This window comes from Mesorhizobium helmanticense (assembly GCF_003034915.1).
In the GTDB taxonomy this organism is placed as follows: domain Bacteria; phylum Pseudomonadota; class Alphaproteobacteria; order Rhizobiales; family Rhizobiaceae; genus Mesorhizobium; species Mesorhizobium helmanticense.
On record NZ_PZJX01000029.1, the window covers coordinates 56567 to 70073 of the forward strand.

Genomic DNA, 13507 nt, shown 5'->3' on the forward strand with positions numbered 1-13507 from the left:
CCGCCGTTCGCAGATCTAAGGCAGCCGGAACCGGTACTCCGTCACCTGGTGATAGATCTGGCCGGGCCACAGCGTCGCCTGCGGGAAATACGGCCGGTTCGGCGCGTCCGGCCAGACCTGCGCTTCCAGACAGAAGCCTGAGAAAGCCTTGTAATGGCGTCCGTCCAGCCCTGACGAAGACGGCTGCAGATACTGGCCCGTATAGAGCTGGAGGCCAGGCTCCGTGGTCCAGACCTCCATCTCGACACCGGAACTCGCACTTTGCGCCCACGACGCCTGCTTGAGCGGCCCGCGTGTCGGAGCGAGGCAGAAATTGAGATCGTAGGCAAGCTGTTCGCCCTCGGTCTCCATGCGCAGCGGCCGCGCCTGGCGGAAGTCGAAGGGCGTGCCGTCGACGGGTTTGACCGCGCCGGTCGGGATCATCTCGCTGTCGACCGGCGTATAGGCGCCGGCATTCAGCATCAATCGGTGGTCGAGGATGTCGCCGGCGCCGCCATCGTCGAGGTTGAAATAGGAATGCTGGGCGAGATTGCAGAGCGTCGGCTCCTCGCAAGTCGCGGTCATCTCGATGCTCAGCGTGCCGGGGATCTTCAGCCGGTAGGTGCAGGTCACGTCGAGCGCGCCGGGAAAGCCCATCGTGCCGTCGGGATCATGCAGAGTCAGCGTGACGAAATCCCGGCCGTGCAGTGAAACGGTCCACGGCCGGTGGAAGAAACCTTCCGAGCCGCCATGCAGCGTATGTTTGTCGAGGAAGTTGCGCTCGCTCTGGTAGCGCTTTCCGGCGATGGTGAAGCGGCCGTCGCGGATGCGGTTGGCAAAGCGCCCGACGACGGCGCCGAAGAAGGCCCTGTCGGTCTCATAGGGCTCGAAACGGTCATATCCCAGCACCAGCGGCGCGTCGTGACCGGCCAGGCGCAAATCCTGGATGATCGCGCCGAGCCCGATGATGTTGGCGGTGAGGCCGCCGCCCCGAATGGTGAAGCGGCGGACCTGGTCGCCCGCCTGCGTCGTGCCGAAGACCTCGCCGTCCTTCATCGCCATGCCCGAAAATGCCGGTTGGTTGATCGATGCCCGCCTGAGCTTTCGGGCTTGGTGGGGTCCGCTGTGATCAACAGACCCCCAAGATAATCAGAGGCCCAAGATAATCAGAGACCAAGCCCGCCGATGCAGACATATTTGGTGTCGAGATAGTCCTCGATGCCCTGATGTCCGCCTTCCTTGCCAAGGCCCGATTCCTTGACGCCGCCGAACGGTGCCTCCGGCGTGGTGATGAGGCCTTCATTGATCCCGACCATGCCGTATTTCAGCCCTTCCATCACCCGGAAAGCGCGGCCGAGATCGCCAGTGTAGAAATAACAGGCCAAGCCGAAATCGGTGTCGTTGGCAAGCGCTACCACCTCGTCCTCGGTTTCGAACTTGAACACGGGGGCGACCGGGCCGAAGATCTCTTCCTTCATGAAGCGCATCTTCGGCGTCGCATTGGCGATCACCGTCGGCTGGAAGAACGAGCCGCCAAGCGCATGGCGCTTGCCGCCGGCGACAACCTTGCCGCCCTTGGCTGCGGCGTCAGCGATCAGTTCCTCGACCTTTTCGACCGCCTTCTCGTCGATCAACGGCCCCTGCTGGACGCCCTCTTCAAGGCCGGAACCGACCTTCAGCCCGTTGCTGGCGGCGGCGAGCTTTTCGACGAACTTGTCATAGATCTTCGCCTGCACGAAGAAACGGTTGGTGCAGACGCAGGTCTGGCCGGAATTGCGGTACTTTGCGGTGATCGCGCCGGCGACGGCACGTTCGATGTCGGCGTCATCGAAGACGATGAACGGCGCGTTGCCGCCGAGTTCCATCGACACCTTCTTGACGGTGACGGACGACTTCTGGATCAGGATCTTGCCGACCTCTGTCGAGCCGGTGAAGGTGATCTTCTTGACCAGCGGATTGGCGCAGATCTCGTCGCCGATCTCGCCGGCGGCACCGGTCAGGATGTTGATGACGCCCTTGGGGAAGCCGACTTCCTCGGCCAGCGCGCCCCAGGCGAGACCGGAATAAGGCGTCTGCGAAGCCGGCTTGACGACCGCGGTGCAGCCGGCGGCAAGCGCCGGGCCGAGCTTGCGGGCCAGCATCGAGGACGGGAAATTCCACGGCGTGATGGCGGCGATAACGCCGACCGGCTCCTTGGTCACCAGAATGCGGCGGTCCGCCCACGGCGAAGGCACCACATCGCCATAGGTGCGGCGGCCCTCTTCGGCGAACCACAATATGTAGGACGCGGCCGAGCCGATCTCGCCCTTGGACTCGAACAGCGACTTGCCCTGCTCGATGGTCAGGAGTTCGGCCAGCACGTCCTGATTGTCCATCATCGCGTCATGCAGCTTACGCAAAAGCTTCGAGCGCTCGAGCGCGGTGGTCTTGCGCCACGTCTTGAAGGCTTCCTCGGCGGCTTCGATGGCGCGGCGGGTCTCCGCCTTGCCCGACTTCGGCACCGTGCCGATCTTGAGGCCCGTGGCCGGGTTGTTGACATCGACCGTCTGGCCGCTGTCGGCCTGCACCCATTCGCCGTTGATGAGATTGGCCTGGCGCATGAAATGGCTGGTTTTCTGAAGCATGGTCTAGCCTCCGTTCGGCGCACTGACGGGCCGGTCGCTGGATTTCCTCGGGTGAGCGTGCGCAATGGCGTCGATGCCCGGCACGCTGGAGCCACTGCTCTTTACCTAGGGCAAGCCCTGCAAGCAATCGCAAGATGGCATATAGGGTTTGGGCCAGTCAAAACTAGCCGAAAATCTGCACGACCACCGCCAGCCAAAAGGCGGTAGTGACGACCGCACAGGCGGTGGCGATGGTCATCTGGTTCGACGCCAACGCCTGGCCGGTGTTGAACTGCGAGGCAATCAGGTATGAATTGACCCCGGATGGCAGCGCGGCCGCCACGACCGCCACCTTCGCCGACAGCGGCGGCAGGCCAAACAGCCAGACCAGGCCGAGGGCAACGGCCGGCATCAGCAACAGCTTCAGCGCCGACAGCGCCAGCGCCGGCCGCACGTTGCCGGAGATGCCGAAGCGGCACAGGCCAAGCCCCATGGCAAACAGCGCGACTGGTCCGGCGATGTCGGCCAGCGCGCCGACCAGCCGCTCGGCCAGCGTCGGCAATGGCAGGCCGGTGATACGCCACACCCATCCGGCCAGGATGCCGATGATCAGCGGATTGGAGAACATCTTGCGAAAGAAGCTCCGGATGATGCGCAGCGGATGCATCTGCTCGTCACCGCGGCCAAAAATCTCAAACAGGATGATCGACGCCATGATCATCGTCGGCAGATGCACCGAAATCAGCAGCGACAGCACTTCGAATCCACTTGGCCCGAATGTGCCGAGAACGAACGGGATGCCGAGCAGGACGAGATTGGAAAAAGCCGACGACACGCCGCCGACGACGCCCGCGCGCGAGTCGCGGCCGAACCACCGCGTGATGACCAGATGGCCCGCGGTCCATGTGACCGCCGCCGCCGCGAAATAAGCTCCCCAGAACGGCCAAGGCGCCGAGCCATGGAAATCGGCGTTGACCATGGTGCGAAACAGAAGCAGCGGCATAGCCACCCCGACGGCGAACTCGGCGATGGCCTCGCCCGCCTCGGCTTTGAGATAGCCGGTGAGCCCAGCCAGATAGCCGAGCGCGACAAGGCCGAAGACAAAAAGGACGGTTTCGATGAGCGGAGACATTTTTCCGGTGATAGGCGAGCCTGCCTTGCCGTGCAATCGCCTGCCTTTGGAAACGGTCCTCGATCTGGATAGCCAGGAAATAGGCTACCCCGCCCGCTCGCTTGTCTTTCAGCCGGCTTTGCCATCCCTTATATGCCCGTCACCGGAACCCACCTCCGGCGACCCGTGAAAGGGACGTCCAATGCTTCGATTTGCCATGGCGCTGTTTCTGCTAGTCGTTTCCACCGCAGCCCATGCCACGGATGCCGGTTGGGCGCTGTTGCGCGACGGCGGCCATGTCGTGCTGCTTCGCCACGCGATGATCACCGGCACGACCGATCCAGCGAATTTCGACATCGAGAAATGCGCCACCCAGCTCAACCTATCCGCCCGCGGCAAGCAGCAGGCCAGCAAGATCGGCGCGTTGTTCGGCGCCCGCGCGGCTCCCATCGAGCGCGTTCTGTCCAGCCGCTACTGCCGCTGCCTCGACACCGCCCGCATCGCTTTCGAAACCGAGCCCGAGCCCTTCGCGCCGCTCGACCTGCTGAAGACCGACTCGGACGAGAAAGTTGCCCAGCTTGCCGCGATCATGACTGAGATCCGCGGTTATTCCGGCTCCGACAATCTGGTCATGGTCACCCATCTGGAAGACATTATGGCGCTAACCGGCGTCTCTCCGCGCGAAGGCGAAGCCGTGGTGGTCGAGCCGCAGGGCGATGGCCTGCGCGTGCTTGGCCGCGTTACGTTCTGACAGGACCGCCATCTTTGCCAAACCCTGCAAAAATGCCACCGGCGGAGTTCGATGCTCTGGGAGCTGACGTTGCGTCAAATGGAAGAGCCACCAGGCCATCCGGCGGCCCTTCTTGTCTTTTCCAGACCCGCATCCCATCTGCGCCCGGCGCATCAGGCCTTTTCCTGCCCTGAAAAACCGATTAGACAGCGCGCAAACACATGCGGACAGATTCCGCCCGCAACCGAAGGAAAAGCCCTTGTCCACCACGTTCGACAAAGTCGCCAAGATCATCGCCGACACCAGTGAGATCGATATCGACACGATCACCCCTGAAAGCCACACCATCGACGATCTCGGCATCGACAGCCTCGACTTCCTCGACATCGTCTTTGCCATCGACAAGGAATTCGGCATCAAGGTTCCGCTGGAAAAGTGGACGCAAGAAGTCAATGACGGCAAGGCCTCGACCGACGATTACTTCGTCATGAAGAACCTCTGCGCCAAGATCGACGCGCTGGTCGCGGCCAAGAACGCGTGATGAAGACAGGCCGCGTGACCTTGACGCGCTTGGCGCATGACCCCGAAAATCGGCATCGATTTTCGGACAGGGATCATGCGCAAAACAACAAAAAATCGCCTGACCCACAAAGCCGCGCATGAGCAGTCCCCACGACGTCGTCATCACTGGTATCGGCCTTGTTTCTTCGCAGGGAGAAGGTCCGGATGCGCACTGGCAAAAGCTCACCCAGCCGGGGCTCGAGCCGGTGCTCGATGCCTCGCGCTTCGCGCCCTATACGGTCCATCCGCTACCGGCGATCGACTGGAACCTGCAGATCGCCAAGCGCGGTGACCAGCGGCAGATGGAAACCTGGCAGCGGCTTGGCACCTACGCCGCAGGCCTGGCGCTGGACGATGCCGGCATCAAGGGCAATGACGAGCTCTGCACGACCATGGACATGGTGGTGGCGGCAGGCGGCGGCGAGCGCGACGAGGCGGTCGACGCGGCGATCCTCGCCGCTTCGGAAAGCCGCAACGATCGCGACGTGCTCCTCAACGAGAAGCTGACCACCGAATTGCGGCCGACGCTGTTCCTGGCGCAACTTTCCAATCTGCTCGCCGGCAACATCTCCATCGTCCACAAGGTGACGGGATCGTCGCGCACCTTCATGGGCGAGGAAGGTGCCGGCGTCGCCGCCGTCGAGACCGCCGCCGCCCGCATCCGCTCTGGCCAGTCGACGCATATTCTCGTCGGCGGCGCCTTCCAGACCGAACATTCCGACATGCTGCTCGGCTATGAGCTGGCCGGTTACCTGCATCGCGGCGCCTGGAAGCCGGTCTGGCAAAGGCAGGGCGGCGAAGGCGGCGGCGTGGTGACCGGATCCGGCGGCGCATTCCTCGTTCTGGAGCAGCGCGAGCATGCGGTGAAGCGTGGACGCAAGATCTACGCGGAACTCGGCCCGATCGTATCCGGACGCGCCAGGCGCCGGCGAGGCGAACTCGATGCCGAGATCGCCTCACTGCTTAAGCAGGCCGCATTGCCGAACGGCGAGCTGCTTGCGATTTCTGGGGCGTCGGGCGCCCATGCCGCGACCGCTGCCGAGAAATCGGCGCTCGATGCCAATCCGGCGATCGCCGCGCGCGCTTTTTCGACGCTGACCGGCCACATGAAGGAAGCGCAGTTCCCCTTCGCCGTGGCGCTGGCGGCGCTCGCCGTCGAGCGCAAGGCCGCCTACCCCGTCTTTGACGCCGCCAACGAGAAGCCGTTCAGCGGTATTCCCAGGACCGTCCTTGCAACGGCGATCGGCTATCACCAATTCGAGGGCATGGCGCTGGTCAGCGCCGCCGATTAAACTGTCTCAGGAAAAAAGATGGCCAATCTGAAAGACCATATGGGCAGGCCGATCGTCGCCGTCACCGGCATCGGCGTGGTGACCTCGCTTGGCGTCGGCAAGACCGACAATTGGGCGGCACTTACCTCAGGCAAGTCCGGCATCCATCCGATCACCCGCTTTCCGGTCGATCTCCTGAACACCCGCATTTCCGGCATGGTCGACTTCCTGCCGTCCAGTTCGAAAGGCGCGAGCCTGCTCACCTACGAGCTGGCCGAAACCGCGGCGCAGGAGGCCGTGGCCGAATCCGGTCTCGATTCCGGCGATTTCGCTGGCCCTCTCTTCCTCGCCTCGCCGCCGGTCGAACTCGACTGGCACGAACGCTTCTCGCTCTACAATTCGGACAGTGAGGATGCCGGCGCCGAACGGCTGCTGCGCGTGGCGCGGGGCCTGAAGGAACTCGACATCTTCGAGACCACCCAGTTCGGTTCGATCGCCGACCGACTGGCCGACCGTTTCGGCACCCGTGGCCTGCCGATCACGCTGTCGACGGCATGTGCCTCCGGCGCCACCGCCATCCAGCTCGGCGTCGAGGCGATCCGCCGCGGCGAATGCGACAGGGCGTTGTCGATCGGCGCCGACGGTTCGGCGACCGCCGAGGCGCTCATCCGTTTTTCGCTGCTGTCGGCGCTTTCCACCCACAACGACCTTCCCGAGAAGGCCTCAAAGCCCTTCTCCAAGGACCGCGACGGTTTTGTGCTGGCCGAGGGTTCCGGCGCGCTGGTGCTGGAATCGCTGGAGGCCGCACTTGCCCGTGGTGCGACCATTCTCGGCATCATGCGCGGCTGCGGCGAGAAGGCCGACGATTTCCATCGCACCCGCTCCAAACCGGACGGTTCGCCGGCGATCGCCGCGGTGCGCGCCGCCCTCGCCGATGCCGGACTTGGTGAAGACGAGATCGACTATGTCAACGCGCACGGCACCTCGACGCCGGAAAACGACAAGATGGAGCATCTCTCGCTGTCGACCGTGTTCGGCGAGCGGATCGGCTCGATGCCGATCTCGTCGAACAAGTCGATGATCGGCCACACGCTGTCGGCCGCCGGCGCCGTCGAGGCCGCGTTTTCGCTGATGACCATGCGCGAAAGCGTCATTCCGCCGACCATCAACTACGACAATCCGGATCCGGCGATCGTGCTCGATGTGGTGCCGAACCAGAAGCGCAACGCCGAGGTCGGCACCGTTTTGTCCAATTCCTTCGGCTTCGGCGGCCAGAACACCTGCCTTGTCATGGCGCGGGAACCGGTCTAAGCGGGCTTTTTCGCCGGACAGAACCCGACAGGCCCCATGCGCGCATTGCAACTTATCGAGGATCGCCGTCTTGAGACGGTGGATCTGCCACCTCCCCCTCCGCCCTCGCTCGGCGAAGTGACGCTGCGTATCAAGGCGGTGGCCTTGAACCACATCGACGTCTGGGGCTGGCGCGGCATGGCCTTCGCCAAGCGCAAGCTGCCGCTGGTCGTCGGTGCCGAAGCTTCCGGCGAGGTCGAGGCTGTCGGCCCTGGCGTCTCCAGCCTGGTGCCGGGTCAATTGGTGTCGATCTATGGGGCGCGCACCTGCGGGCTTTGCCGCGCCTGCCGCGAAGGGCGCGACAATCTCTGCGAGCATGTTTCGGGCGTTCACGGCTTCCATCTCGACGGTTTTGCGCAGGAGAAGATAAACCTGCCGGCGCGCCTGCTGGTCCCTGCCCCGCCCGGCGTAACCGACATCGGCGCGGCCGTTGCACCCGTAACCTTCGGCACGGTCGAGCACATGCTGTTCGACAATGCCAGGCTGCAGCCCGGCGAGACCATCCTCATCCATGCCGGCGGCTCGGGCATCGGTTCCGCCGCGATCCAACTCGCCAGGAAAATGGGCTGCACCGTGATCACCACGGTCGGTTCCAACGAAAAGATCGACAAGGCGAAAGCGCTTGGCGCCGACCACGTCATCAACTATCGCGAAGACCGTTTCGAAGGCGTCGTGCGCAAGCTGACCAAGAAGAAGGGGGTCGACGTCGTCTTCGAGCATGTCGGCGCCGACACCTTTGCCGCCTCGATGCTGTGCCTGAAGCGTGGCGGCCGCCTGGTGACCTGCGGTTCCACCTCGGGCGTGTCGACGCAGATCAATCTGATGCAATTGTTCCAGCAGCAGCTGAAGCTGCTCGGCTCCTTTGGCTGCCGCATGGGAAACATGGCCGATGCCATGCAGAAAATGGCGGCGGGGCTCGTTGCGCCGGTCATCGACACCGAGGTCGGCTTCGACGGTATCGATGCCGCGCTGAAGCGCATGGAAGGCCGCGACGTGTTCGGCAAGATCATCTTGCGTGTCGGCTGAGAATGCTCGGCAGCGCTTTCAGGAAGGTCCGCCGCGACCTGGCGTTTCGCCACGGCAGGCGGCTTCGCCAGTTCAACTACTGGCTGGTAGCACGCGCCGCGATGGCGATGATTTCGGTGCTGCGACTGCTGCCGGTCGACCGCGCGCTCAATTTCGCCGACCGCGTCGCCCGCCGCATTGGTCCCTGGGTCGGACGCCACGACGTTGCCATCGACAATTTGCGCAAGGCCTATCCGGAAAAGAGCGAAAGCGAGATCCAGGCCATCGCCTCCGACATGTGGGGCAACATGGCGCGCCTGGCGGCGGAATACATCTTTCTCGACGCCTTGTTCGACTTTGATCCGGCGGCGACAAAGCCGGGCCGCGTCGAGGTCAAGGGGATAGATCATTTCGTCGAGATCGCCGGCGAGGAAAAGCCGCATATCATCTTCACCGGGCATCTCGGCAATTTCGAATTGCTTCCGGTCGCTGCCGCGACGTTCGGCATGAACATCACGGCGCTGTTTCGCCCGCCCAACAATCCTTATCTTGCCGACTACATTCTCTCGACACGCCGCTCGACCATGGGCTCCCTGCTGCCCTCCTCGACCGGCGCTTCGTTCGCGCTGGCAGGCATACTGGAGAAGGGCGGCAACATCGGCGTCCTCGTCGACCAGAAATTCTCGGGGGGGCTCGAAACGACCTTCTTCGGCCGCCCTTGCGAGAGCAACCGGATCCTGGCCACCCTGGCCCGGCACTATGACTGCGATGTCTATCCGGCGCGTTGCATGCGCTTGCCGGGCAACCGCTTCCGGCTCGAGATCGAGGACAGGCTGATCTTGCCGCGCACCGCCTCCGGCAGTGTCGACGTCCATGGCACCACCCAGCTTCTCAACGATGTCGTCGAGCGCTGGGTACGCGAGGATCCCGGCCAGTGGATGTGGTTCCACAAAAGGTGGGAAATCAGCAACAGGCGCAAAAAGCGCCGTAAGCAGGCGAGAGAGCACGGCGAAGCCGCCTGAGCAGGGACCGCATCAGGGCAATCGCTTCGGGGTTTGCGCCCCCGATCCGTTGCTTTGTGAGGGCAGCTATGCTAGGAATTTATTCATGGTGCTGATTTGCGCCAACGACCCGCCCGCCCAGGCTATTTTTATCTGGCTTCCGCAGAGCGACCCCTAATTGGTGACGACGATCCTTGTGTTGCGGAAGCCGGCTTGCTTCACCATCGAATAGAAGGCGGCGGCATTGGAGGGGTGCAGCCGGACGCAGCCATGCGAGGCCGGACGTCCGAGAGACTTCACCGCGCCCGTGCCGTGGATGGCGTAGCCGCCGCGGAAGAACACCGAATGAGGCATCGGCGACATGTCGTATTTGCGCGAATACCACATCCGGGCGGTCCGTTGCGGCCGATAGCTGCCGCGTGGCGTGACATAACCTTTGCGGGCAGTAGAAACGCTCCACCGGTAAACCACCGCGCCGTATCTTACCGTCATCGTCTGCGAAGATATGTCGATGTTTGCAACCAGCCTGGCTGCCTGGCCTTCGACCGAAGAACCGAACAGCATTGTTGCCAGTACCGCTGCCACGAGAACTATCTTTTTCATGGAACCAAACCCCTTTGATTGCCCTTGCCTGCTTGCCTTCACGCTATTCTTCGTCTTTTTAATGGTATGTGAACGAGGTAACACGCAGTCCTTGACGAATTCACCAATCCAAAGCAGCGAATTTGAACGATTTCCCGCCATAGTTGCCATAGCGACACGCGACCTTGGCGCGATCCGCCAACAGGCTTGCCAAATCGTGTGCTTGCCTGCTCAACTCGCCGGATGAACGAACGACTCCTGAAGGCGGTCGACGATCGGATCGACGACTTGGTCGCGCTGACCGCGGAACTGATCCGCTTTCCGACCATCAATCCGCCTGGCGAGGCCTATCGGCCATGCGCCGAATATGTCGGCGCACGCCTGAAGGAGCGCGGTTTCGAGATCGAATTCATCCGCGCCGAGGGCACGCCCGGCGATACCGACCGCTATCCGCGCGTCAACGTTGTTGCCCGTTTTGATGGTCGCTCGGCCGGCGCCTGCGTGCATTTCAACTCGCACATCGACGTGGTCGAGGCTGGCGAAGGCTGGACCGTCGATCCCTTCGCCGGCATCGTCAGGGACGGCAAGGTCTATGGCCGTGGCGCCTGCGACATGAAGGGCGGGCTCGCCGCTTCCATCATCGCCGCCGAGGCCTTCATGGAGGTCTTCCCCGGTTTTCCCGGCGCCATCGAGATTTCAGGCACGGTCGACGAAGAGTCCGGCGGCTTCGGCGGCGTCGCCCATCTGGCCAAATCAGGCTATTTCTCAGCGCCCAAGGTCGACCACGTCATCATCCCCGAGCCGTTGAACAAGGATCGCATCTGCCTCGGCCACCGCGGTGTCTGGTGGGCCGAGATCGAGACCAAGGGCGAGATCGCGCATGGCTCGATGCCGTTCCTCGGCGACAATGCCGTGCGCCACATGGGCGCCGTGCTGCGGGCTTTCGAGGACGAGCTGTTCCCGGCGCTCGACCGCAAGATGACGCGCATGCCGGTCGTGCCCGAGGGCGCAAAACGCTCGACCATGAACATCAATTCGATCCATGGCGGCCAGACCGAGGATTTCCGGCCCGGCCTGCCCTCGCCCAACGTGCCCGATTCCTGCCGGCTGACCATCGACCGCCGTTTCCTGCTCGAAGAGGATTTGGCCACGGTCAAAAGCGAGGTCACCGATATTCTCGAGCGGCTGAAGCGCGAGCGCAAGAAATTCGACTACAAGATCCGCGACCTCATGGAGGTGCTGCCGCTGATGACCGAGCGCGACGCGCCTGTCGTCAAGGCGGTGGCGCAAGGCATCATGGAGATTTTCGACCGGGAACCGGACTATGTCATCTCACCGGGTACTTATGACCAGAAGCACATAGCCCGTATCGGCCATATCTACGACTGCATAGCCTACGGTCCGGGCATTCTCGACCTCGCCCATCGGCCCGACGAATGGGTCGGGATATCGGACATGGTGGAATCGGCGAAGGTGATGGCGATCGGGCTCAACGTGCTGCTGAGAGGTACCGCCGCCGGGTAGCGACTGGGCAGACGCCAATCGATTGGGCATGCAGTTCGGAGAAAAACATTCCTCCTTGCACTGCCGGGCAGCATGAAACGCGATTTACTCCTCGGCGAAATCACGCTTCTATCGGCCGGGTTCTTTTGAGCACATTCGAGCCTATGGGGAGTTTGCGCGATGAAATTGTGGAAAACCATTCTGGCCGCCGCGACGCTGGCACTGGCCACCGGCGCATCGGCGTTTGCCGCAAGAACCGACCTCGTCATCGGCATCACGCTCGAACCGCCGCATCTCGACCCCACCGCCGGTGCCGCGGCAGCGATCGACGAAGTGCTTTACGCCAACGTGTTCGAGGGCCTGACCCGCATCGGCCCCAACGGCGAGGTGCTGCCCGATCTCGCCGAAAGCTGGGCCATTTCCGATGACGGCAAGGTCTATGTTTTCAAGCTGCATACCGGCGTGAAGTTCCACGATGGCACCGATTTCAACGCCGACGACGCGAAATTCTCGCTCGACCGCGCCCGCGCCGACAACTCGGTCAACGCGCAAAAAGGCCTGTTCGCCGCCATCGACAAGGTCGAGGTGATCGACCCCGCAACAGTCAAGGTCACGCTGAAGAACCCGCAAGGCTCCTTCCTCTACAATATGGGCTGGGGCGACGCGGTGATCGTGGCGCCGGAATCCGCCGACACCAACAAGGAAAAGCCGATCGGCACAGGGCCGTTCAAGTTCCAGAGCTGGGCCAAGGGTTCGTCGATCACGCTGGTCAAATCAGACAATTACTGGGGCGCGCCCGTAGCGCTCGACAAGGCTGAATTCCGTGTCGTTCCGGATGCCGCCGCCGCCGTGCCAGCCTTGCTTTCCGGCGATGTCCAGGCCTTCCCTTTCTTCGATCCCGATAGCGTCGCTCAGGTCCAGGGCGACCCCCGCTTCAAGGTGGTGATCGGCGCCACAGAGGGTGAGACCATCCTTGCGATCAACAACAAGAAGCCGCCTTTCGACAAGCTGCAGGTCAGGCAGGCGATTTCCTTTGCGCTCGACCGCAAGGCGATCATCGACGGCGCTTCGGCTGGTCTCGGTGTGCCGATCGGCTCGCATATGTCGCCCGCCAACAAGGATTATGTCGACCTTACCGGCCTCTATCCGCATAATGTGGACAAGGCCAAGGAACTGTTGAAGGAGGCCGGCCTGGAGAACGGCTTCAAGGCGACGCTGAAGCTGCCGCCGCCTTCCTATGCGCGGCTTGGCGGCGAGATCATCGCCTCGCAGCTTCGCGACGTCGGCATCGATCTGGAGATCATTCCGGTCGAATGGGCACAGTGGCTGGATCAGGTGTTCACCAAGAAGGATTACGACCTGACCATCGTCTCCCACACCGAACCCAACGACATCGATATCTATTCGCGCAAGGACTATTACTTCAATTACGACAACCCGGCCTTCGACAAGATCATCGCGGAGTTGAACCTCACCTCCGACGAGGCCAAGCGCAAGACGCTGCTCGGCGAGGCGCAGAAGATCCTGGCCGACGATGCGGTGGTCGGCTTCCTCTACGAGCTGCCGAAAGTCGGTGTCTGGGACGCCAAGCTGCAAGGCCTGTGGGAAAACGCGCCGATCCAGGCCAACGACCTGACCAAGGTGAAGTGGACGGATTGAGGTCTGGCAAAGGGCAAAAGGTGCGCTCCGTCCCACCCCCCTCTGCCCTGCCGGGCATCTCCCCCGCAAGGGGGGAGATTGGCAGTTTCCGTGCCGCCGACAACCATGCAACGTCGATAATTGGCGAAAGCGCAAATGAGAGCGCAATCTCC

At 62.9% G+C, this 13507-nt stretch carries 12 protein-coding genes; 8 read left to right on the plus strand and 4 right to left on the minus strand.

The features are described from left to right. Positions 1 to 15: 15 nt before the first annotated feature. The 3 genes from C9427_RS16715 to C9427_RS16725 all read right to left on the minus strand — a co-directional run bounded on the left by C9427_RS16715 (position 16) and on the right by C9427_RS16725 (position 3714). On the minus strand, positions 16 to 1041 hold the full coding sequence (locus C9427_RS16715; protein ID WP_107650241.1) for an aldose epimerase family protein: 1026 nt from the start codon (positions 1039 to 1041) through the stop codon (positions 16 to 18). A gap of 104 nt (positions 1042 to 1145) precedes the next feature. Next, on the minus strand, positions 1146 to 2603 hold the full coding sequence (locus tag C9427_RS16720; RefSeq protein WP_107650242.1) for an NAD-dependent succinate-semialdehyde dehydrogenase: 1458 nt from the start codon (positions 2601 to 2603) through the stop codon (positions 1146 to 1148). A gap of 163 nt (positions 2604 to 2766) precedes the next feature. After that, complete coding sequence (locus C9427_RS16725; protein WP_107650243.1) at positions 2767 to 3714, minus strand: AEC family transporter; 948 nt, start codon at positions 3712 to 3714, stop codon at positions 2767 to 2769. Positions 3715 to 3895: 181 nt separating this feature from the next. On the opposite strand from C9427_RS16725, the gene C9427_RS16730 reads away from it, so the two are divergent. The 6 genes from C9427_RS16730 (at position 3896) to C9427_RS16755 (ending at position 9632) form a co-directional block, all read left to right on the plus strand. Further along, entirely contained in the window at positions 3896 to 4444 is a 549-nt protein-coding gene (locus C9427_RS16730; protein ID WP_107650244.1) for a histidine phosphatase family protein, read from the plus strand. A gap of 238 nt (positions 4445 to 4682) precedes the next feature. Beyond that, complete coding sequence (locus C9427_RS16735; protein ID WP_006335407.1) at positions 4683 to 4964, plus strand: acyl carrier protein; 282 nt, start codon at positions 4683 to 4685, stop codon at positions 4962 to 4964. Between the two features lie 118 nt (positions 4965 to 5082). Then, positions 5083 to 6276: a beta-ketoacyl-ACP synthase gene (locus C9427_RS16740; RefSeq protein ID WP_107650245.1), complete on the plus strand. Its 1194-nt coding sequence runs from the start codon at positions 5083 to 5085 to the stop codon at positions 6274 to 6276. Positions 6277 to 6294: 18 nt separating this feature from the next. Further along, entirely contained in the window at positions 6295 to 7566 is a 1272-nt protein-coding gene (locus C9427_RS16745; RefSeq protein WP_107650246.1) for a beta-ketoacyl-ACP synthase, read from the plus strand. Positions 7567 to 7602: 36 nt separating this feature from the next. Then, positions 7603 to 8631 (plus strand): zinc-binding dehydrogenase, encoded by a 1029-nt coding sequence (locus C9427_RS16750; RefSeq protein WP_107650247.1) that lies wholly within the window; start codon positions 7603 to 7605, stop codon positions 8629 to 8631. 2 nt (positions 8632 to 8633) lie between these two features. Next, entirely contained in the window at positions 8634 to 9632 is a 999-nt protein-coding gene (locus C9427_RS16755) for a lipid A biosynthesis lauroyl acyltransferase (RefSeq protein WP_107650248.1), read from the plus strand. A gap of 153 nt (positions 9633 to 9785) precedes the next feature. On the opposite strand, the gene C9427_RS16760 is transcribed toward C9427_RS16755, so the two are convergent. Further along, positions 9786 to 10214 (minus strand): L,D-transpeptidase, encoded by a 429-nt coding sequence (locus C9427_RS16760; protein WP_107650249.1) that lies wholly within the window; start codon positions 10212 to 10214, stop codon positions 9786 to 9788. Positions 10215 to 10436: 222 nt separating this feature from the next. Here C9427_RS16760 and C9427_RS16765 point away from each other — a divergent pair, with 222 nt between their 5' ends. Together C9427_RS16765 and C9427_RS16770 are read left to right on the plus strand one after the other, a co-directional pair. Then, a complete protein-coding gene (locus C9427_RS16765; RefSeq protein WP_107650250.1) occupies positions 10437 to 11717 on the plus strand; it encodes an acetylornithine deacetylase/succinyl-diaminopimelate desuccinylase family protein in 1281 nt (426 codons plus the stop codon). A 159-nt stretch (positions 11718 to 11876) separates the two neighbouring features. Next, a complete protein-coding gene (locus C9427_RS16770; RefSeq protein ID WP_107650251.1) occupies positions 11877 to 13355 on the plus strand; it encodes an ABC transporter substrate-binding protein in 1479 nt (492 codons plus the stop codon). Positions 13356 to 13507 lie beyond the last annotated feature (152 nt).

Coding starts and splice junctions, on each gene's coding strand:
- C9427_RS16715 (WP_107650241.1), bottom strand. CDS start 1,041: ATGGCGATGAAGGACGGCGAGGTCTTCGGCACGACGCAGGCGGGCGAC.
- C9427_RS16760 (WP_107650249.1), bottom strand. CDS start 10,214: ATGAAAAAGATAGTTCTCGTGGCAGCGGTACTGGCAACAATGCTGTTC.
- C9427_RS16750 (WP_107650247.1), top strand. CDS start 7,603: ATGCGCGCATTGCAACTTATCGAGGATCGCCGTCTTGAGACGGTGGAT.
- C9427_RS16755 (WP_107650248.1), top strand. CDS start 8,634: ATGCTCGGCAGCGCTTTCAGGAAGGTCCGCCGCGACCTGGCGTTTCGC.
- C9427_RS16730 (WP_107650244.1), top strand. CDS start 3,896: ATGCTTCGATTTGCCATGGCGCTGTTTCTGCTAGTCGTTTCCACCGCA.
- C9427_RS16770 (WP_107650251.1), top strand. CDS start 11,877: ATGAAATTGTGGAAAACCATTCTGGCCGCCGCGACGCTGGCACTGGCC.
- C9427_RS16725 (WP_107650243.1), bottom strand. CDS start 3,714: ATGTCTCCGCTCATCGAAACCGTCCTTTTTGTCTTCGGCCTTGTCGCG.
- C9427_RS16765 (WP_107650250.1), top strand. CDS start 10,437: ATGAACGAACGACTCCTGAAGGCGGTCGACGATCGGATCGACGACTTG.
- C9427_RS16740 (WP_107650245.1), top strand. CDS start 5,083: ATGAGCAGTCCCCACGACGTCGTCATCACTGGTATCGGCCTTGTTTCT.
- C9427_RS16720 (WP_107650242.1), bottom strand. CDS start 2,603: ATGCTTCAGAAAACCAGCCATTTCATGCGCCAGGCCAATCTCATCAAC.
- C9427_RS16745 (WP_107650246.1), top strand. CDS start 6,295: ATGGCCAATCTGAAAGACCATATGGGCAGGCCGATCGTCGCCGTCACC.